At 39.6% G+C, this 19,391-nt stretch carries 17 protein-coding genes; 3 read left to right on the top strand and 14 right to left on the bottom strand.

Annotation, left to right across the window (positions count from 1 at the left end; genetic code table 11):
* Window positions 1–61: 61 nt before the first annotated feature.
* From rho to spo0F, 5 genes are all read right to left on the bottom strand, one after another.
* Window positions 62–1,333, bottom strand: coding sequence for a transcription termination factor Rho (gene rho, locus MHH71_RS16810; protein WP_003202242.1), 1,272 nt, complete (start codon window positions 1,331–1,333; stop codon window positions 62–64).
* A gap of 217 nt (window positions 1,334–1,550) precedes the next feature.
* Entirely contained in the window at window positions 1,551–2,516 is a 966-nt protein-coding gene (glpX, locus tag MHH71_RS16805) for a class II fructose-bisphosphatase (RefSeq protein WP_003209232.1), read from the bottom strand.
* Window positions 2,517–2,704: 188 nt separating this feature from the next.
* Window positions 2,705–3,994, bottom strand: a complete 1,290-nt coding sequence (gene murA, locus MHH71_RS16800) for a UDP-N-acetylglucosamine 1-carboxyvinyltransferase (protein WP_003202346.1) — start codon at window positions 3,992–3,994, stop codon at window positions 2,705–2,707.
* A gap of 388 nt (window positions 3,995–4,382) precedes the next feature.
* The gene (locus tag MHH71_RS16795) at window positions 4,383–5,240 is read right to left on the bottom strand and encodes a class II fructose-bisphosphate aldolase (protein WP_018781175.1); all 858 of its coding nucleotides are present in this window, start codon (window positions 5,238–5,240) and stop codon (window positions 4,383–4,385) included.
* A gap of 210 nt (window positions 5,241–5,450) precedes the next feature.
* A complete protein-coding gene (gene spo0F, locus MHH71_RS16790) occupies window positions 5,451–5,819 on the bottom strand; it encodes a sporulation initiation phosphotransferase Spo0F (protein ID WP_000398590.1) in 369 nt (122 codons plus the stop codon).
* 205 nt (window positions 5,820–6,024) lie between these two features.
* Here spo0F and MHH71_RS16785 point away from each other — a divergent pair, with 205 nt between their 5' ends.
* Window positions 6,025–6,552, top strand: a complete 528-nt coding sequence (locus MHH71_RS16785) for a DUF2529 domain-containing protein (protein ID WP_006096671.1) — start codon at window positions 6,025–6,027, stop codon at window positions 6,550–6,552.
* A 35-nt stretch (window positions 6,553–6,587) separates the two neighbouring features.
* Here MHH71_RS16785 and pyrG read toward each other — a convergent pair whose 3' ends face one another.
* From pyrG to MHH71_RS16745, 8 genes are all read right to left on the bottom strand, one after another.
* Window positions 6,588–8,195: a CTP synthase gene (pyrG, locus tag MHH71_RS16780; RefSeq protein WP_003202338.1), complete on the bottom strand. Its 1,608-nt coding sequence runs from the start codon at window positions 8,193–8,195 to the stop codon at window positions 6,588–6,590.
* A gap of 257 nt (window positions 8,196–8,452) precedes the next feature.
* Window positions 8,453–8,971: a DNA-directed RNA polymerase subunit delta gene (rpoE, locus tag MHH71_RS16775; RefSeq protein WP_006096672.1), complete on the bottom strand. Its 519-nt coding sequence runs from the start codon at window positions 8,969–8,971 to the stop codon at window positions 8,453–8,455.
* A 323-nt stretch (window positions 8,972–9,294) separates the two neighbouring features.
* Complete coding sequence (locus tag MHH71_RS16770) at window positions 9,295–9,924, bottom strand: TetR/AcrR family transcriptional regulator (RefSeq protein ID WP_018764915.1); 630 nt, start codon at window positions 9,922–9,924, stop codon at window positions 9,295–9,297.
* A 63-nt stretch (window positions 9,925–9,987) separates the two neighbouring features.
* Window positions 9,988–11,127, bottom strand: a complete 1,140-nt coding sequence (gene acdA / locus MHH71_RS16765; RefSeq protein WP_003202333.1) for an acyl-CoA dehydrogenase AcdA — start codon at window positions 11,125–11,127, stop codon at window positions 9,988–9,990.
* A gap of 27 nt (window positions 11,128–11,154) precedes the next feature.
* Complete coding sequence (locus MHH71_RS16760; RefSeq protein WP_033799260.1) at window positions 11,155–12,285, bottom strand: acyl-CoA dehydrogenase; 1,131 nt, start codon at window positions 12,283–12,285, stop codon at window positions 11,155–11,157.
* Between the two features lie 89 nt (window positions 12,286–12,374).
* Window positions 12,375–13,226 (bottom strand): 3-hydroxybutyryl-CoA dehydrogenase, encoded by an 852-nt coding sequence (locus tag MHH71_RS16755; RefSeq protein ID WP_006096674.1) that lies wholly within the window; start codon window positions 13,224–13,226, stop codon window positions 12,375–12,377.
* A gap of 18 nt (window positions 13,227–13,244) precedes the next feature.
* Entirely contained in the window at window positions 13,245–14,528 is a 1,284-nt protein-coding gene (locus tag MHH71_RS16750; protein ID WP_097814688.1) for an acetyl-CoA C-acetyltransferase, read from the bottom strand.
* 9 nt (window positions 14,529–14,537) lie between these two features.
* Window positions 14,538–16,649 carry a (Fe-S)-binding protein gene (locus tag MHH71_RS16745; protein WP_033799262.1) on the bottom strand — a complete coding sequence of 704 codons (2,112 nt, stop codon included), beginning with the start codon at window positions 16,647–16,649 and terminating at the stop codon, window positions 14,538–14,540.
* A 204-nt stretch (window positions 16,650–16,853) separates the two neighbouring features.
* On the opposite strand from MHH71_RS16745, the gene cls reads away from it, so the two are divergent.
* Together cls and uvsE are read left to right on the top strand one after the other, a co-directional pair.
* Window positions 16,854–18,047: a cardiolipin synthase gene (gene cls, locus MHH71_RS16740; protein ID WP_033799263.1), complete on the top strand. Its 1,194-nt coding sequence runs from the start codon at window positions 16,854–16,856 to the stop codon at window positions 18,045–18,047.
* Window positions 18,048–18,092: 45 nt separating this feature from the next.
* The gene (gene uvsE / locus MHH71_RS16735; protein WP_006096678.1) at window positions 18,093–19,046 is read left to right on the top strand and encodes a UV DNA damage repair endonuclease UvsE; all 954 of its coding nucleotides are present in this window, start codon (window positions 18,093–18,095) and stop codon (window positions 19,044–19,046) included.
* A 178-nt stretch (window positions 19,047–19,224) separates the two neighbouring features.
* On the opposite strand, the gene MHH71_RS16730 is transcribed toward uvsE, so the two are convergent.
* Window positions 19,225–19,362, bottom strand: coding sequence for a quorum-sensing peptide PapR (locus MHH71_RS16730; RefSeq protein WP_018781170.1), 138 nt, complete (start codon window positions 19,360–19,362; stop codon window positions 19,225–19,227).
* Between the last annotated feature and the right edge of the window lie 29 nt (window positions 19,363–19,391).

Raw genomic sequence — 19,391 nt, 5'->3', positions numbered from 1 at the left:
CACAAAAAGACATGAAAAAACTCGCTTAGCATAAAAATAAGCGAGTCATCACCGTTTCCCTTTACTTCGTTGTTACATATCTTTTGGAATCTGCAACAATGTTTTGTAAAAATTCTTCATTTGTTTTCATTTGACGCATCTTGCGTAAGAAACTTTCAACAAAGTCTGGTGTATCACGCATTGTTTTGCGAATGCCCCATAGCTTGTCTAAATGTTCTTTCGGAATTAATAGATCTTCTTTACGCGTACCAGAACGGCGAATATCAATCGCTGGGAAGATACGACGCTCAGCTAACGAGCGATCCAAATGAAGTTCCATATTACCTGTTCCTTTAAACTCCTCGTAAATAACATCATCCATACGAGACCCTGTATCAACAAGTGCTGTTGCTAAAATCGTTAAGCTACCGCCCTCTTCAATGTTACGAGCTGCCCCGAAAAATCGTTTTGGTCTATGGAACGCAGCTGGGTCAATACCACCCGATAATGTACGTCCACTTGGTGGAATAACAAGGTTGTAAGCACGTGCTAAACGGGTAATACTATCCATTAAAATGATAACGTCTTTTTTATGTTCTACAAGACGCATCGCACGTTCTAATACAAGCTCAGCCACCTTAATGTGGTTTTCCGGTACTTCATCGAACGTAGAACTTACAACATCACCTTTAACAGAACGTTCAATATCCGTTACTTCCTCTGGACGTTCGTCAATTAAAAGTACGATTAATTCTGCTTCTGGATGATTTGTTGTGACACTATGAGCAATTTCTTTTAATAGTATCGTTTTACCAGCCTTTGGAGGCGCGACAATTAAACCACGTTGTCCAAATCCAACTGGTGCAATTAAATCCATGATGCGTGTTGATAGTTTCTTCGGCTCCGTCTCCAATTTCATTTGACGATTTGGATATAACGGTGTTAATGCAGGGAAATGCACACGCTCTTTTGCTGATTCTGGATCATCACCATTTACTGCTTCGACTTGCAGCAATCCAAAATAGCGTTCGTTTTCTTTCGGCGGGCGTACTTTACCAGAAACCTTATCTCCATTACGCAAATCAAAACGACGAATTTGCGAAGCTGAAATATAAATATCTTCTGAGCTTGGAGAATAGTTGATTGGACGTAGGAACCCAAATCCTTCTGATTGAATAATTTCGAGTACACCTTCCATGAAGAAGAAACCTTCTTTTTCTGCACGAGCTTTTAATATAGCAAAAATTAACTCTTTCTTTGTTAATTTGCTGTAATACGAAATCTTAAATTCTTTCGCATGCTCGTATAACTCTTTTAATTTCATGTTTTCTAATGCTGCAATTGACAAATTCATTCAGACACCACACTTTGACATTATTCTCTTTTCACATGGGTAAAGGGAAAATATACGGAAGGCAAATACATAATAATGAAAGGCAATAAGTTCAAGTAGGGTAATATTCACTATTGTAACCCTTTTATCCAGTTTTAATCAATACGTTGTAACACAAATAAAAGAAGCGAAGACAAGAAAATTTGTCTCCGCTTTTTATATTGCTTCTGTTTTCTCTTTATTTAATTACTAAATTTGGTTTTTTATTTAAGCTATGGCGTCCGTCAACGAAACGAACTGTTCCGGATTTTGCACGCATAACAAGGGATTCTGTTGTACCAACACTGCCTTTAAATTGAACACCACGTAGTAATTCACCATCTGTTACGCCTGTTGCTGCAAAGATTGCGTCGTCACCTTTCACTAAGTCTTCCATACGAAGGATACGATTTATATCTTCAATACCCATTTTTTTACAACGAGCTAATTCTGCTTCATTTTGAGGAAGAAGCTTCCCGTGAATTTCCCCGCCCAAACATTTTAATGCAACTGCTGCAAGAACGCCTTCAGGTGCACCACCAGAACCGAATAAAATATCAACACCTGTACGATCAAATGCTGTATTAATTGCTCCAGCTACATCGCCATCATTAATCAATTTAATACGAGCGCCAGCTTTGCGAATTTCTTCAATAATCGCTTGGTGACGCGGGCGGTTTAGAACTGTTGCTACAACATCTTCAATATCTTTATTTTTCGCTTTTGCAACAGCGCGTAAGTTATCAATAATAGGTGCGTCAATATCAACTGCACCAACTGCTTCTGGTCCAACTGCAATTTTATCCATGTACATGTCAGGAGCATGTAACAAATTACCGTGATCCGCAATCGCAATAACAGCAAGTGCATTCCAGCCTCCAGCTGCTACGATATTCGTTCCTTCTAACGGATCAACTGCAACATCGACGCGCGGTCCGTATCCTGTACCTAATTTTTCCCCGATGTATAACATTGGCGCTTCATCCATTTCCCCTTCACCAATTACAACTGTACCTTTCATCGGAATTGTATCGAACACATCGCGCATTGCTGATGTTGCTGCACCGTCTGCTTCATCTTTTTTTCCGCGTCCCATCCAACGCGCTGATGATAATGCTGCAGCCTCTGTTACACGTACTAACTCCATAGATAAACTTCTTTCCACAATAATCCCTCTCCTTTAAGTCTTAATATTTATGCCGTATTTTGTGAACCGGTTCCTTCTATAAATTGTAGCTTCCGTCAGCAGTAATTCTTCGTCCCCCATTAACGGAAGCACCACCACTTCATCTTCATTTTGCAATAATAAGCAAAACTCCATATCAAGAGTACATTGCCAACAATCTTTGCAAATTATGCATTTTTCATTTCTTCAATCTCTTGCCGCGTCATTTGTTCTCGCCAAATGTTCGCACCAAGACCTTTAAGCTTGTCTACTATATTTTCATAACCTCGGTCAATATGTTCAAGCCCTGTCACTTCTGTAATCCCTTCAGCCATTAATCCTGCAATTACAAGTGCAGCACCCGCTCGTAAATCGCTCGCTTTTACCTTTGCTCCTTGCAAAGCAACAGGTCCTGTCACAATAGCAGAACGGCCTTCTACCTTAATTTGTGCATTCATCCGGCGCAATTCATCAATATGTTTAAAACGAGCACCGTAAATCGTATCCGTTACAACTCCCGTTCCATGCGCCTTTGTTAAAAGAGTTGTAAAAGGTTGCTGTAAATCTGTCGGAAATCCTGGATACACAAGTGTTTTTATATCAACAATCTTTAACTTACGATCCCCATTTACCTTAATTTGATCATCGTTCGTCTCAACTTGTACACCAGCTTCTCGTAATTTTGCAGTGATTGACTCTAAATGTTGCGGGATTACATTATCAACTGTTATTTCTCCACCAGACGCCGCTCCTAAAATCATGTACGTACCCGCTTCAATTCGGTCTGGAATAATAGAATGGTGACAACCGTGCAGAGAATTCACACCATCAATACGAATCACATCTGTACCAGCACCTTTAATTCGTGCCCCCATACTTGTTAGTAATGTTGCTACATCAATAATTTCTGGTTCTTTCGCAGCGTTTTCAATCACCGTTCTACCTTTTGCACGCACAGCTGCTAGCATAATGTTAATCGTTGCTCCTACACTAACAACATCTAAATAAATACGAGCTCCTCGTAATTCATCCGCTCTTAAATAGATTGCACCTTGCTCATTTGTCACATGTGCACCTAATGCTTCAAATCCTTTAATGTGCTGATCAATTGGTCTTGGCCCTAAGTGACATCCACCAGGAAGCCCAATTACAGCTTTGTTAAAGCGGCCAAGCATAGCGCCCATCAAGTAATAAGAAGCACGTAATTTTTTTACCTTCCCGTTCGGCAAGGGCATAGCAACCATTTTGGAAGGATCAACCGTCATCTCTTCCTCCTGATTGTACGTTACAACTCCTCCAATTTCCTCTAATAGGTCTCCTAACATCTTCACATCTGAAATATTAGGTACACCACCGATGGTCACTGGAGTATCAGCTAAAATGGTCGCTGGAATTAGAGCAACAGCACTGTTCTTTGCACCGCTCACGCGAATTGATCCGTTTAAAGGTCTTCCACCTTCAATCAGCAACTTTTCCATGTTGAGCTCCCTTCTTATGAATGTATTTATTTTCCTTAAGAATCTCATTTGTTCAGCATACTATCAAGAAAAACAAAAGAGCCAATCATTTTTGACTTTTCCCTTTCCTCAACTTAACAAGCGGTAAGCCCTCACCTTAAAATAGGTAGGCTTTAGGCGAGTAGATGAAGACTAACTGCCCGTCAAGCTATACTCGTCAATTCATCTTAGATACATGATAACGTTTATTAATAGAATCATTCACACCATTTTCCATTTTCACATTTCCTTACAGTTCATGTGAATAAATTGGCAATTCATTTAATCTTAAGACTTGTTCACGCTTTCATTATACAACGAAAGGAAACCGTCTAAAAGACTAGACGGTTTCCAAAACGGAATTTTATTCTTACGCTTTACCGTTAGAACCGAATTCACGAATTTTACCAATAACAGTTGCTTTGATAGCTTCGCGGCCAGGTCCGATAAATTTACGAGGATCGTAAACTTCTTGATCTTTGTTTAATACTTCACGAACAGCTTTTGTAAACTCGATTTGGTTCTCAGTGTTTACGTTGATTTTTGAAGTACCTAAAGAAATAGCTTTTACGATATCAGCAGTTGGGATACCAGTACCACCGTGAAGTACTAAAGGTACACCAGTGAAGTCGCGAACTTGTTCCATTTCTTTAAATCCTAAGTTAGGCTCACCTTTGTAAGGGCCGTGTACAGAACCTAAAGCTGGAGCTAGGCAATCGATACCTGTTGCTTCAACAAGGTGTTTACACTCTTCAGGATTAGCATAGATAACGCCTTCAGCGATTACATCGTCTTCTTGTCCGCCAACTGTACCAAGCTCAGCTTCTACAGATACGTTACGAGCGTGTGCGTATTCTACTACTTTTTTAGTAGTTTCAACGTTTTCTTCGAATGGGTGGTGAGAAGCGTCGATCATTACAGATGTGAAACCTGCATCGATTGCTTCTTTACATTTTTCGAAGCTTGAACCATGGTCAAGGTGAATCGCTACAGGAACAGTGATGTTCATTTCTTCGATTAAAGCTTTAACCATAGCTACAACTGTTTTGAAACCAGTCATATGACGAGCTGCACCCTCAGATACACCTAAGATTACAGGAGATTTTTCTTCTTCCGCAGCAGCTAAGATAGCTTGAGTCCACTCTAAGTTGTTCATGTTGAATTGACCAACTGCGTATTTTCCTTCTAGTGCTTTGTTTAGCATTTCTTTCATGGAAACTAAAGGCATGATGAATCCTCCTAAAAAACGTTTTTTGTATCCGATAAGTTCTTATCGCTGGTAGTATGACCAGAATAAGGTAAAATATGTATATCTACATACCGGACTTTTTTCTACACTCAATAGGATAACAACTTGTACTCAAAAACTCAACTGTATTCACCTGCTCATCAGTCCATGTAAACGCTTTTTTTCATATTTTTTATAAAAAATTCATTTTTAAGCCTCTACAGCGATTTCATTTCGTACTGCTTGGCGAATTTCATCAATATCAAACGGCTTAGCAAAGTGCATTAAAGCTCCTAAATCTTTCGCTTCTTGGATCATATCCAACTCCCCATAAGCAGTCATTAAAATAACTTTAATATCTTCGTTAATTTCTTTCACATGTTTTAAAATCTCTATACCATCCATACCTGGAATTTTCATATCTAGAATAACTAAATCTGGATTATCCTTTTTCACAATATCTAAAGCTTGAAATCCATTTGCTGCTTGGAACGTTTGATAACCTTCTTTTTGGAACACTTCATGCAATAACACACGAATGCCGTATTGATCATCAACGATTAAAATTTTCCCTTCCATAGTCCCCAACCTTTCTGTGTAAATACAAGATTAAAAGCTTCTTATATCTTATTCGATTTATTTTCGCTATTCTTTACCAAATTCCTTCCCATTTCTTTCTTATTTTACCGCCTACTATTTTGTTATGCTACCTCTATTACTTCGCCTTTCTAAAAAAATAAGCTATAATGAAAGCCGCCTTAATACAATCGAAAGGAGCAATACAATGTTAAAAATTTTTTCTACTCAGCTAAGCGGCTATTTCACAAAGATTTCTCAAAAAGAAGAGATGAATATAGAAGATAGTGCCCGTCTACTTGCGCAAGCGTTAGTTGGTGATGGCATCGTTTATTTACACGGTACAAACGAAATGGACGGCGTTGTTTCGGAAGCATTACACGGCGCAGAGCCGCTAAAACATGCAAAGCGCTTAATCGAAAATGGTACAAAAGCAGAAGTGACATCGGCAGACCGCGTACTTCTTATCAGTCGTTTTTCAACAGATGAAAATATTATTTCATTAGCGAAGCAGCTACAAGAAGAAGGACACTCCATTGTTGGTATTTCAGCCATCCAAAATGGCGAAGTCTCACTAGAACAATTCACAGATGTACATATTGATACAAAATTGCTAAAAGGTTTAATCCCGAATGATGAAGGCAACCGTTATGGGTTCCCAAGTTTAATCTTATCCCTATTTGCTTATCACGGATTAAAATTTACAATTGATGAAATGATAAACGAATATGAGTAAAAGAAAAAGGCGTCCAAATTTGGACGCCTTTTTTATTACTTGCTTTCTTTATTCGTAATAGAAGCTTTTACGAAATCATGGAACAATGGTTGTGGACGGTTTGGACGAGATACAAGTTCTGGGTGGAACTGTGCTGCCACGAACCAAGGGTGATCTTGTAATTCAATGATCTCTACTAAACGACCATCTGGGCTTGTACCAGAGAAGATAAATCCAGCGCCTTCCATGTCTTTACGGAATTCGTTGTTGAACTCATAACGATGACGATGACGCTCGTATACAACTGGTTCATTATACGCATTGTAAGCATTTGTTTCTGGAGTAAGCTTACATGGGTATAGACCAAGACGAAGTGTGCCACCTAAGTCTTCTACATCTTTTTGTTCTGGTAATAAGTCAATAATTGCATAAGGCGTGTCAGGATTAATTTCAGAAGAGTTAGCCCCTTCTAATCCTAATACGTTACGTGCAAATTCGATTGATGCAAGTTGCATTCCTAAGCAAATTCCTAAGAATGGAACTTTATTTTCACGTGCATATTGAATTGCAGCGACTTTCCCTTCTACACCGCGATCGCCGAAGCCACCTGGTACAAGGATACCGTCTGTGTCGCCAACTAATTCTTTTACGTTTTCTGCTGTTACGTGCTCAGCATTTACCCATTTCACTTCTACATCTGTATCAAATGAATATCCTGCATGGCGAAGTGCTTCTACAACAGAAATGTATGCATCTTGAAGTTCTACATATTTACCAACAAGAGCGATTTTTGTTTTCTTAGATAGGTTACGTACTTTTTCAACTAATGCAGTCCACTCTGTCATATCTGCAGCTGGATTGTCTAGTTTTAAGTGATCGCAAACGATTTGGTCCATATTTTGCTCTTGAAGCGATAATGGAACTGCATATAACGTATCTGCATCACGCGCTTCGATAACTGCTTTTGTATCGATGTCACAGAATAAAGCAAGTTTGTCTTTCATATCTTGAGAAACAGGCAATTCTGTACGAACAACGATAATATTTGGCTGAATACCTAAGCTACGAAGTTCTTTAACGCTATGTTGCGTTGGTTTTGTTTTCATTTCACCCGCTGCTTTTAAGTACGGGATTAATGTACAGTGAATATACATTACGTTGTCACGACCAATATCGCTCTTAATTTGGCGAATTGCTTCTAGGAATGGTAGAGACTCGATGTCACCAACAGTTCCCCCGATTTCTGTAATAACAACGTCCGCATTTGTTTCGCGGCCTGAACGATATACACGCTCTTTAATTTCATTTGTAATGTGAGGAATAACTTGAACTGTTCCTCCTAAATATTCACCACGACGCTCTTTTTGAAGAACAGAAGAGTAAATTTTACCTGTTGTTACGTTGCTGTATTTGTTTAAGTTAATGTCAATGAAACGCTCATAGTGACCAAGGTCTAAGTCTGTTTCTGCGCCATCATCTGTTACGAATACCTCACCGTGTTGGTATGGGCTCATTGTCCCTGGGTCTACGTTAATGTATGGGTCAAACTTTTGGATTGTTACGTTTAAACCACGATTTTTTAAAAGTCTTCCAAGAGATGCTGCTGTAATCCCTTTCCCTAAAGAAGATACTACACCGCCTGTTACGAAAATATACTTAGTCATAAAAGTACTCCCTTCTACTTTGTTGTTATATAATCACCGTTGCAAAGCGCAACGTATGTAGATAACACCTTATCTATCTTATTGTTAGACTCTTTTTATTTTCTAAACAAAAAACAAAAAAGAAAATTGCTCCCCTCATCACGAAAAGTAATAAGTAGGGAGCAATTTTCTTTTATATTTACACTTTAAAAGTATTATCGTCCTGTTTTAAAGAGCCCAAAAATGATTCTACATGGACGATAATAAAAAGTCAAGAACTACACTTCTTCCTCTTCTTCTTCTGTTTCATCATACTCAAGTTCTTCGTCAGCGAATTCTTCCTCTTCATCATCTTCATCTAAATCATCAAGATCATCGTCTTCGTCAAGAACCTTGTCCAAATCTTCTACATCATCATCTTCTTCGTCATCACCGTCGAAGTCGTCTTCGTCTTCTTCAATGTAGTCATCAAAATCTTCTTCCTCTTCAACCTTACGTTTTTTCTTAGGCTTTGGCTGAGGTAAGATTTCTTCATCAATTTGCTCGTATGGGTACCAACTACGTATCCCCCAACGGTTTTCTCCTAAATTGATGAAACGTCCATCGATATTTAAATCTGTATAGAATTGTGCGATCTTCGCAGCAACTTGTTCTTGAGATAGTCCCAGCACTTGAGCGATTTCCTGAACTAAATCATGGAATGACGTTGCCTGTCTTTTATCCTCTAAAACACTATGTACAACTTCAATCATGGATAATTCTTTTAGCTCTTCTGGTGAATATTTCTTAAAATCCACTTATGCGGCACTTCCTTTCTTAAAATATAATCCTATATATAACGGCCTGTTTAAAAAAATCCATACTATTCATTATAAACAAAACTCCAACAAATATGCTACAAAAAAAACGGGAAACTTTCACGAGCAATCGATAAAAGTGATTACAGACCATTATTTACAAGATTAACCTGTAGGGACTATATAAAGTGAAACTTTAATCAGTGGGGATTTCCTCTCATTTTCTCCTTCTGGTTTCACTCGGCATGGAGCTAAAAAAGGCACTGGCCGCTTCTATGCATGGCTAGATGCTCTCTCCCGCCTAAAAGAAGGGGGATATCGTTTTATTTCGGAAGCATATGCGCGCCATGTAATACATACCTAATCTGCATTTCTGTATATTCCTCTAATGTATAAAGTTTTTGCAGGGCCCAGCGTCTAAATCCCCACATTTGTCCTTGAATAAAAATATTATGAGCCAGCAGTTGAATTTCCTTTTTCGTTAATGTAAATGTGCCATTTTTCGTACACTGTTCTAAAATATTTTCAAACATTCCCACCATTTGAAACTCTTTTTCTAGTACATATGGAAGAGACTCTTTCGGTAAAAAACGAACTTCTTGATACATAATTAATACTTCTTCTTGCAACTCATCCATTACTTTAAAATAATTCGTAATGGCTACCCTTAAACTTTCAACGCTTCCTTTTTCCGTGCAGACCACTTCTTCTAATCGTTCTTTTACATGTTCATAAATACTATCACATACTAAATACAACACATCATCTTTCGTACGGATATATTCGTAAAGTGTTCCAATACTAAACCCGGCCGCTTTTGCAATTTCCCTCGTTGTTGTACGAGGAAATCCCTTTTGCTTAAAGAGCTGCACCGCTCCTTTAATCATCTGCTCGCGCCTTAGTGCAACCAATTTCTCATCCTTTACAGACGCATGCACATTGTGCTTAACCATCCTCTTCACCTCTCTCTACCATTTGGAAGGAAAAAGCGTAGGAAAATACCTACGCTTTTTCTCTTATTTCGTTAACATGCGAGAAATTACAAGCCTTTGAATCTCTTGTGTTCCCTCATAAATTTGCGTAATCTTTGCATCACGCATGAACCGTTCTACCGGGTAATCTTTCGTATAACCGTAACCACCAAATACTTGTACTGCTTCCGTCGTTACTTTCATCGCTGTATCCCCAGCAAACACCTTCGACATCGCTGATTCTTTTCCGTACGGAAGTCCTTCTGATTCTAGCCAAGCAGCTTGGTATGTTAATAGGCGTGCTGCCTCTACACTTGTCGCCATATCTGCTAATTTAAAACCAATTCCTTGCTGCGCAGCAATTGGCTTTCCAAACTGATGCCGTTCTCTTGCATACTCCACAGAAGCATCTAAAGCTCCTTGCGCAATACCAACAGCTTGCGCCGCAATACCGTTACGACCACCGTCTAGCGTCTGCATTGCAATTTTGAACCCTTGTCCTTCTTCGCCAAGTAAATTTTCAGCAGGAATACGGCAGTCTTCAAACATGATTTCTGTTGTTGGTGAAGAGCGGATCCCAAGCTTGCTCTCTTTCTTACCAACTGAAAATCCTAGCGCATCGCTTTCTACAATGAATGCACTTGTGCCGCGCTGCTTTGATTCTGGATCAGTCAATGCAAAGACAACATAAATATCAGCAATGCCGCCATTTGTAATAAAAATCTTAGAACCATTTAAAATGTAGTGATCGCCATCTCGCTTCGCTGTCGTTCTCATTCCGCCTGCATCTGAACCAGAACCTGGCTCTGTTAAACCATATGCACCAATTTTCTTCCCTTCCGCCATCGGGCGTAAAAACTTTTGTTTTTGTTCCTCTGTTCCAAATTTAAAAATGGGCCAACCAGCAAGCGAAGTATGAGCAGATAACGTGACACCTGTCGAAGCGCAAACACGAGATAACTCTTCTACAGCAATCACATACGCTAAGTAATCGCTTCCAATCCCGCCGTATTCTTCAGGCCATGGAATTCCTGTTAAACCAAGGTCCGCCATTTGGTCAAATAAAGCGCGGTCAAATCGTTCTTCTTCATCTCGCTCCGCTGCCGTCGGCGCCACTTCATTTCTCGCAAAATCTCGAACCATTTTTCGTATCATTTCATGCTCTTCTGATAATTTAAAATCCATGTTCCTTCCCCTCACTCTCTCTTCTCTTTATAATGCTCGGCTAATAACAAGCCGCTGTATTTCACTCGTTCCTTCATAAATCTCACAAATTTTTGCATCACGGAAAAATCGCTCAACTGGATAATCTTTCGTATAGCCGTAACCGCCAAATACTTGTACCGCTTCAATTGCGACATCGACCGCTGTTTTCGAAGCAAACAGCTTTGCGATAGATGCTTCCTTCCCGCAAGGAAGTCCCTGTGCCCTAAGCGATGCCGCTCTATATACAAGTAACCTCGCAGCTTCTACGCTCGTAGCCATATCCGCCAGTTTAAAGCCCAGTCCTTGCTGCGCGGCAATTGGCTTTCCAAATTGCTGACGCTCCTTCGCATAATCCACTGCACATGCTAGCGCTGCCTCGGCGATGCCAAGTGCCTGTGCTCCAATACCAATGCGACCAACATCTAAATTCGCCATCGCTACTTTAAAACCTTGTCCTTCTTCACCGAGCAGGTTTTCTACTGGTACTTTCATATCTTCAAATGTTAATTGCACTGTACGAGAACCAAGCAGTCCCATCTTATGTTCGTCTTTTCCAACGATTAAGCCTGGTGTATCTTTCTCTACAATAAACGCAGAAATTCCGCTCTTTCCTGCATCTGGATTCGTAGAAGCAAACACGATATATGTATCCGCCTCGCCACCGTTTGTAATAAATACTTTCGAACCGTTAATGACATAGTGATCACCTTGCTTTACGGCTCTTGATTTTAAGCTACCTGCATCTGATCCCGCATTTGGCTCAGTTAAAGCAAATGCACCTAAATATTCACCCGTCGCTAGTTTAGAAACATATTTTTGCTTTTGTTCTTCTGTTCCAAAATATAAAATTGGGTTTGTTCCAACCGATGTGTGTACCGCCAAAATAACACCAATTGTCGCGCTCACCTTTGATAATTCCTCAATAGCTAAAATGTAAGAAATGAAATCCATTTCCACACCGCCATATTTCGCTGGTGCTGGAATCCCCATAAGTCCAAGTTCACCCATTTTCTTCAAAATCTCTCTAGGAAACACCCCTTGTTCCATCTCTGGAACAAAGGGAGCGATTTCCTTTTGTGCAAAATCTCGAACCATTTTCCTCATCATCTGCTGCTCTTCTGTAAAACGAAAATTCATATGCCCCGCCCCCATTTGCGATATATCTTTTTTCAACCACCTGGTAAGACCACTACTTTGTAAAAAAGAGGGAGACCTACCCTTGCTTTCTATTCGTATACGTAGAAACCACGACCTGTTTTTCGACCTAACCAACCAGCATTTACATATTTACGTAATAACGGACATGGGCGATACTTACTATCTCCTAGTCCTTCATGCAGAACCTCCATAATGTATAAACACGTATCTAGACCAATAAAATCTGCTAATGTTAACGGCCCCATTGGATGATTCATACCAAGCTTCATCACTTCATCAATTGCTTCTTTTGTTGCGACGCCTTCATATAGCGTATAAATCGCTTCATTAATCATCGGTAATAAAATACGGTTGGAAACAAATCCAGGGAAATCGTTTACTTCAACTGGTACTTTTCCGATTTTCTTTGTAATGTCTTCGATTGTTTCGTATACTGCATCATCTGTTGCAAGACCCCGAATGATTTCAACAAGCTTCATAACCGGAACTGGATTCATAAAGTGCATCCCAATTACTTTCTCTGGTCTTTTCGTTACCGCTGCAATTTCTGTAATTGGTAAAGACGATGTATTTGTCGCCAAAATCGCATGTTCTGGTGCAATTTCATCTAAATTTGCGAAAATTTTCTTTTTAATATCCATTTTCTCAACGGCTGCCTCAATAACAAGATCTGCTTCTTTTACACAATTTAATTCAAGCGTCGCTGTAAGACGATTTAAAGTTGCTTCCTTTGACTCTTCATCCATGCGTCCTTTTTCTACTTGGCGTGCTAAGTTTTTTGTAATAATGGATAATCCCCGATCTAATTGCTCTTGTTTCAAATCCTGCATATATACGTCATATCCTGCCATCGCACATACTTGTGCAATACCTGAACCCATTTGCCCCGCACCGATTACAACAATTTTTTGCACACTCATTTTTTCTCCCCCTTTTTATTAATGAACTTCAATCATAATCGCGTCGCCTTGGCCACCGCCGCTGCAAATCGATGCAATTCCAATGCCGCCGCCGCGTTGCTTCAGTGCATGAATAAGCGTTACAATAATCCGTGCCCCGCTTGCTCCAATTGGATGTCCCATCGCAACCGCGCCACCGTTTACGTTAATTTTTTCCGGATCAATTCCTGCAATATTTGCACTCGCAATTGCAACTGCTGCAAAGGCTTCGTTAATCTCAAATAAGTCAATCTCATCCACTGTCTTACCTGTTTTCTTCAAAAGCTCATTAATCGCATACCCTGGTGTTCTTGGGAAATCTTTCGCTTCTACCGCAATTGCTGTATGTGCTAAAATCGTCGCTAACGGTTTTCTTCCTTCTTGCTGCGCTCTGTCCTCGCTCATTAATACAAGCGCAGCGCCGCCATCATTTAACCCTGGTGCATTTCCAGCCGTTACTGCCGCTGTTTTATCAAATACAGGCTTTAGCTTTGCTAGCTTTTCAACTGTTGTATCTTCGCGCGGCGCTTCATCTTTTGTAACAACAATCGGCTCACCTTTTCGCTGCGGTACAGATACTGGTACGATTTCCTCTTCAAATCGACCTTCCTTCTGCGCAGAAACTGCACGCTGATGACTGCGATATGCCCATTCATCTTGCGCTTCGCGAGAGATTCCGTCCTCCTTCGCGACTTCTCCGCCATACACACCCATATGTACGCCAGAAAATGAACACGTTAAGCCATCTACTACATTTAGATCGGCAACTTGATTATGTCCCATCCGGTATCCCCATCGTGCACCTTGTAAAATATAAGGACTATTGCTCATCGATTCCATTCCGCCTGCTACAATAAGCGTTTGATCTCCAGTACGAATAATTTGATCAGCCATTGTTACAGCACGAAGACCAGATGCACAAACTTTATTCACTGTTTCTGTACGAGTTTCCCAAGGAAGTCCAGCTTCTCTCGCCGCTTGGCGCGAAGGAATTTGCCCCTGTCCTCCTTGAATCACCGCTCCGAATATAACTTCTTCAACATCATTTGCAGCAACATCCGCTCGCTCAAGCGCAGCTTTAATCGCAATTCCCCCAAGTTCCGTTGCTTTTACATCCTTTAAAGATCCCCCAAACTTTCCAACCGGTGTTCTTGCAGCACTTAAAATAACTGTTCTTACCACGTTTATTCCCCCCATTTCTTTTTTCGGCGCTGAGCGCCCGCTCGATACTCCTACGCTGAGAAGAGGTGCAAATCTTGCACCTCTTTCTAAAGTTGTATGGATTCTTACTTATTACATAACTTCTTTTTTAGACCCAATTACAGAGCGTTCTAAAATCTCTGTTACATCAAGTGTCTGAACTTGCTCTTCTACTTCTTTTGCTTTCGTACCGTCACTAATCATCGTTAGGCAGTACGGGCATCCCGTACCAATGATTGACGGTTTCACAGCAAGTGCTTGTTCTGTACGTGCAACGTTAATGCGCGAACCTGTTGTTTCTTCCATCCACATAAGTCCGCCGCCTGCACCGCAGCACATGCCTGTTTCACGATTACGCTCCATTTCAACAACTTTCACACCTGGAATTGCTTTTAAAATACTGCGCGGTGCTTCATATACGTCGTTGTATCTTCCTAAATAACAGGAGTCATGATACGTAATCGTCTCTTCAATACGGTGAACCGGCTCTAATCGTCCTTCTTTCACCCACTGTGCTAATAATTCTGTATGGTGATAGACTTCTGCTTGTAGGCCAAAGTCTGGATACTCATTTTTAAATGTGTTATAGGCATGCGGATCAATCGTAACGATTTTCTTCACGCCTGCTTTTTCAAATTCTTCAATGTTCTTTGTGGCCATCTCTTGGAATACAAATTCGTTTCCAAGGCGGCGCGGCGTATCTCCCGAGTTCTTTTCTTTATTACCAAGAATCGCAAAGGAAATGCCCGCTTTATTCATTAGCTTCGCAAATGATATCGCAATTTTCTGACTGCGGTTATCATAAGATCCCATTGATCCTACCCAGAATAAATATTCGAACTCTTCGCCAGCCTTTGTTTTCTCTTTCACAGTTGGAACGGTTACTTCATCATCGCCTTGGCGCCACGTTTCACGCTCTTTACGGTTCAGCCCCCATGGATTCCCCTGGCGCTCAATATTTGTCATCGCACGCTGCGCTTCTGGATCCATTTTTCCTTCTGTTAAAACGAGATAACGACGTAAATCAATAACTTTGTCAACGTGTTCATTCATAACTGGGCATTGATCTTCACAGTTACGGCACGTTGTACATGCCCAAATCTCTTCTTCTGTAATGACGTCTCCGATTAAACTTGGATCATAAGCAAGTGCTGTAGCAGCCGATTCTTGTTGCCCTTGCCCTGCTGCCATCATCGCTAACTGATTTCCTTGTGTATTGTTAAACGCAACCGCAGGAACCCATGGAGCCCGTGATGTTACCGCTGCCCCCTTATCCGTTAAGTGATCGCGAAGTTTTAAAATTAAATCCATTGGTGACAACATTTTACCCGTTCCTGTTGCTGGGCACATATTTGTACAGCGCCCGCACTCTACACAAGCGTATAAATCAATAAGCTGCGTCTGTTTGAAATCCTCAATTTTCCCAACGCCGAATGTTTCTTGTGTCTCATCTTCAAAATCAATTTTTTCAAGTTTCCCTGGATTAGAAAGGCGAGTAAAGAATACATTAGCAGGTCCGGCAATTAAATGTGCGTGTTTTGATTGTGGTACATAAACTAAAAACGTTAACAAAATAAGTAGATGCACCCACCAAGAGAAATAGAACACAGAAATAGCTGCGGTTTCATTTATTCCTGAGAAAACGTAAGCGATTCCAGAAGCGATTGGTTCGCTCCACGAAAGCTCTTCGCCGTGCCATATAATGCCCATTCCGTTACCAATTAGTACAGAAAGCATTAAGCCTCCGATAAAAATAAGAACAAGGCCTGATTTAAAATTACGTTTTAAACGAACAAGTTTTTCAACGTATCTTCTATGAAAAGCCCAAAAAACTGCGATTAAAATCATAAGTGTGATAATTTCCTGGAAGAATGTAAATGCAGGGTATAGTGGTCCAAGTGGAAGATGTGATCCTGGTGCTAATCCTTTCCAAACGAAGTCAATTGCTCCAAATTGGACAAGAATAAATCCGTAAAAAAACATAACGTGCATGATACCGCTTTTCTTATCTTTCAGCAATTTTTTTTGACCGAAAACGTTAACCTTAAGAATATCCCACCTCTCTTTAAAGCGGCGATCAAATTCTACTTTTTTTCCTAACTGTATGTAGGCCATCCTTGTTCGTATCAAATATACAAACAAATATCCAGCATAAGCAATAACAGCAATGGCAGCCAGCCAATTAATGATCAGTAAACTATTCATTTTTATGATACCCCTCTCTTTGTAAGCCCTCTTTCTTTTAGAATCTTCGAAAATAAATAATTTTCTGAATTATATCCCCTATCCCCATTATATAATGAGTGAGCATTCAGTCAACAGTTTTTTGTTATACAACACAACATTTTTTCATAAAGCTGTTTATTTAGGTGAAACTATAAGAATGAATTCTCAGGAGGTAATTTGATAATGGTCTTTTTATCTCTCTTACTAATATGCTTAGTCATATGGGTCTCACTCGACTTTTTACTTGGAAGAAAACATCATTTAAAAAAAATAAAGTCCCGCCCCTTTCCCTTACGACGTAGCAATTTTAAATTGTATACATGGGGAACAAATTTATACAATGATTTATTTCTGGATATAAAGGGGGCAAAGCATCATATACATATTTTATTTTTCATTGTCAAAAATGATGAAATTAGTCAAACCTTTTTACAGCTTCTCACTGAAAAAGCCAAACAAGGTATAGAAGTACGCCTCCTTCTCGATCGTATAGGAAGCCATCGTTTATCAGATGAAGCCATTCGCTCACTCAGGCAACATGGTGTATCTTTTTCATATTGCCATAAAATCAAGATCCCTTTTCTCTTTTTTTCTGCAAACCAAAGAAATCATAGAAAAATTACGATTATCGATGGGAAAATTGGCTATATTGGAGGTTTCAACATCGGAGAAGAATATTTGGGGCATGATCCTGAATTGGGCCTTTGGCGTGATTATCATTTACGCCTGACTGGCGAAGGCGTACAAGATTTACAAAAACAATTTTTGCACGATTGGCGCGATGATACAAATGAAGATTTATTAGAAGAAGCATCATTTTTTCCCAAACAGTTTCCAGGCCCTATGCTACACCGCTTTATCCCAACAGACGGTGCCTATTTACAGGAAACATTTGTATCACTTATTGAAAGTGCAAAAGAGGAATTATATATTGGGACACCCTATTTCATTCCGGGAAAAATAGTAATGAATGCATTATTACAAGCAAAAAAACGAGGTGTTCGCATTACGATTCTCGTTCCTAAAAAAGCAGATCACCCACTCGTTCGCGAAGCTAAATTACCATACTGCCGGAAATTGATGAGGGCAGGGTGTCATATTTATGAATTTCAACAAGGATTTTTTCACGCGAAAATTATTATGGTAGATAATCATATTTGTGATATCGGAACAGCTAATTTTGATATGAGGAGTTTATATGTCAATCATGAAATAAATTGTCTCCTGTATGACTCAGCTTTTATACAAGAAATTAAGGTGCACATTAGCAAAGATATTGAGGGGTCTACATTGCTTACTTGGAAAGATGTTTCCTCTCTCTCCCTTGTCGATAAAGGAAAAGAATGGATTGGGACGTTACTAGCGTTTTTCTTATGAAATGAAACTTTTATAATTAAATAATAAATAACGGGGGTAGGACAGATGATTATGCGCTTTGGGTATGTCTCACATGCAGTCGCTTTGTGGGACTGCTCCCCTGCTAAAACAATGACATTTACAACGTGGAAAAAGCTTGGTAAACAGGAACGAGAAGAAAAATTATATAATATTACAATGCAAAACCTTATGCATACATTACGTACCCTGCATTACAATATCGCACATGAAATTCCATTATACCGATTATCATCTTCTATCGTCCCACTCGCAACCCATCCTGAAGTTGATTTTGATTATATCGATATATTTACACCCTTTTGGCGTAAGATGGGGAAATTAATTCGAGAGCATAACTTACGAGTCAGCTTTCATCCAAACCAGTTCACATTATTTACAAGTGAAAAACCTCATATTACAGATAATGCGGTTTTAGATATGACATATCACTATAACGTATTAGATGCAATGGGATTAGCAGACTCTTCCTACATTAATATCCATATTGGAGGTGCATACGGCAACAAAGAGAAAGCTTTACTACGCTTTCATGAAAACTTAAAAAAGCTCCCCCCTCATATCAAGCAGCAAATGACACTTGAAAATGATGATAAAACATATACAGCTTCTGAAACATTAGCCGTTTGTAAGCTAGAAAGAATCCCTTTTATATTTGATTATCATCATCACATGGCAAATCTTTGTGATGAACCGTTAGAAGCACTGCTACCAGCTATTTTCAAAACGTGGGATCATACAAATACCATTCCTAAGGTTCATATTTCTTCACCAAAATCAGAGAAGGAATTCAGGTCACACGCTAATTATATTGATGCTACATTTATAAAACCCTTTTTACACATCATGAGAGAACTAAATCAAGATTTCGATATTATGATTGAGAGTAAACAAAAAGATTTAGCACTTTTTCAGTTCGTAGATGAACTTGCTTCTATAAGAGGGGTGAGACGAATAAGCGGTGCAGCGTTACAATGGTAATTGTAACGCTGTTTCACGATTCTCTTCTCTTTGGTGTAATTGCCGAAGGTGTTAAGAGCAAGGAATAATAATCATTCTTACATACCTAAACCTTTGACTACATTCAAGAGCTTTGAATTATCTAACACTTTTATCCCTAACAAAAATAAAGAACCCTCACTTGGGTTCTTTTTTTATCTTAATGTTCAAATGGTATATCTGAAGCTAATTGTACTTGTTCCTGTTGATTTGTTAATGCGTGATCTTGACTCACTCCGAATGCAATACCAGCTAGCATTGCCATTGCCATTAAACCGCATGCAAGAATTTTTTTCATCACTCATCACCCTATGCTCTATTTTCTCT

This window comes from Bacillus sp. FSL H8-0534 (assembly GCF_038005885.1).
Taxonomy (GTDB): Bacteria; Bacillota; Bacilli; order Bacillales; family Bacillaceae_G; genus Bacillus_A; species Bacillus_A pseudomycoides.
The sequence above is the reverse complement of the archived record's forward strand: the minus strand, read 5'-3'. Positions and strand labels throughout refer to the sequence as shown.

What these genes read in the sequence shown, in the direction of transcription:
- rho (WP_003202242.1), bottom strand. Translation starts at nt 1,333, where the DNA reads ATGAATTTGTCAATTGCAGCATTAGAAAACATGAAATTAAAAGAGTTA.
- cls (WP_033799263.1), top strand. Translation starts at nt 16,854, where the DNA reads ATGGTCTTTTTATCTCTCTTACTAATATGCTTAGTCATATGGGTCTCA.
- acdA (WP_003202333.1), bottom strand. Translation starts at nt 11,127, where the DNA reads ATGGATTTTAAATTATCAGAAGAGCATGAAATGATACGAAAAATGGTT.
- spo0F (WP_000398590.1), bottom strand. Translation starts at nt 5,819, where the DNA reads ATGGAAGGGAAAATTTTAATCGTTGATGATCAATACGGCATTCGTGTG.
- MHH71_RS16760 (WP_033799260.1), bottom strand. Translation starts at nt 12,285, where the DNA reads ATGAATTTTCGTTTTACAGAAGAGCAGCAGATGATGAGGAAAATGGTT.
- MHH71_RS16795 (WP_018781175.1), bottom strand. Translation starts at nt 5,240, where the DNA reads ATGCCTTTAGTTTCCATGAAAGAAATGCTAAACAAAGCACTAGAAGGA.
- MHH71_RS16785 (WP_006096671.1), top strand. Translation starts at nt 6,025, where the DNA reads ATGTTAAAAATTTTTTCTACTCAGCTAAGCGGCTATTTCACAAAGATT.
- murA (WP_003202346.1), bottom strand. Translation starts at nt 3,994, where the DNA reads ATGGAAAAGTTGCTGATTGAAGGTGGAAGACCTTTAAACGGATCAATT.
- MHH71_RS16770 (WP_018764915.1), bottom strand. Translation starts at nt 9,924, where the DNA reads ATGGTTAAGCACAATGTGCATGCGTCTGTAAAGGATGAGAAATTGGTT.
- MHH71_RS16730 (WP_018781170.1), bottom strand. Translation starts at nt 19,362, where the DNA reads ATGAAAAAAATTCTTGCATGCGGTTTAATGGCAATGGCAATGCTAGCT.
- pyrG (WP_003202338.1), bottom strand. Translation starts at nt 8,195, where the DNA reads ATGACTAAGTATATTTTCGTAACAGGCGGTGTAGTATCTTCTTTAGGG.
- MHH71_RS16745 (WP_033799262.1), bottom strand. Translation starts at nt 16,649, where the DNA reads ATGAATAGTTTACTGATCATTAATTGGCTGGCTGCCATTGCTGTTATT.
- uvsE (WP_006096678.1), top strand. Translation starts at nt 18,093, where the DNA reads ATGATTATGCGCTTTGGGTATGTCTCACATGCAGTCGCTTTGTGGGAC.
- MHH71_RS16755 (WP_006096674.1), bottom strand. Translation starts at nt 13,226, where the DNA reads ATGAGTGTGCAAAAAATTGTTGTAATCGGTGCGGGGCAAATGGGTTCA.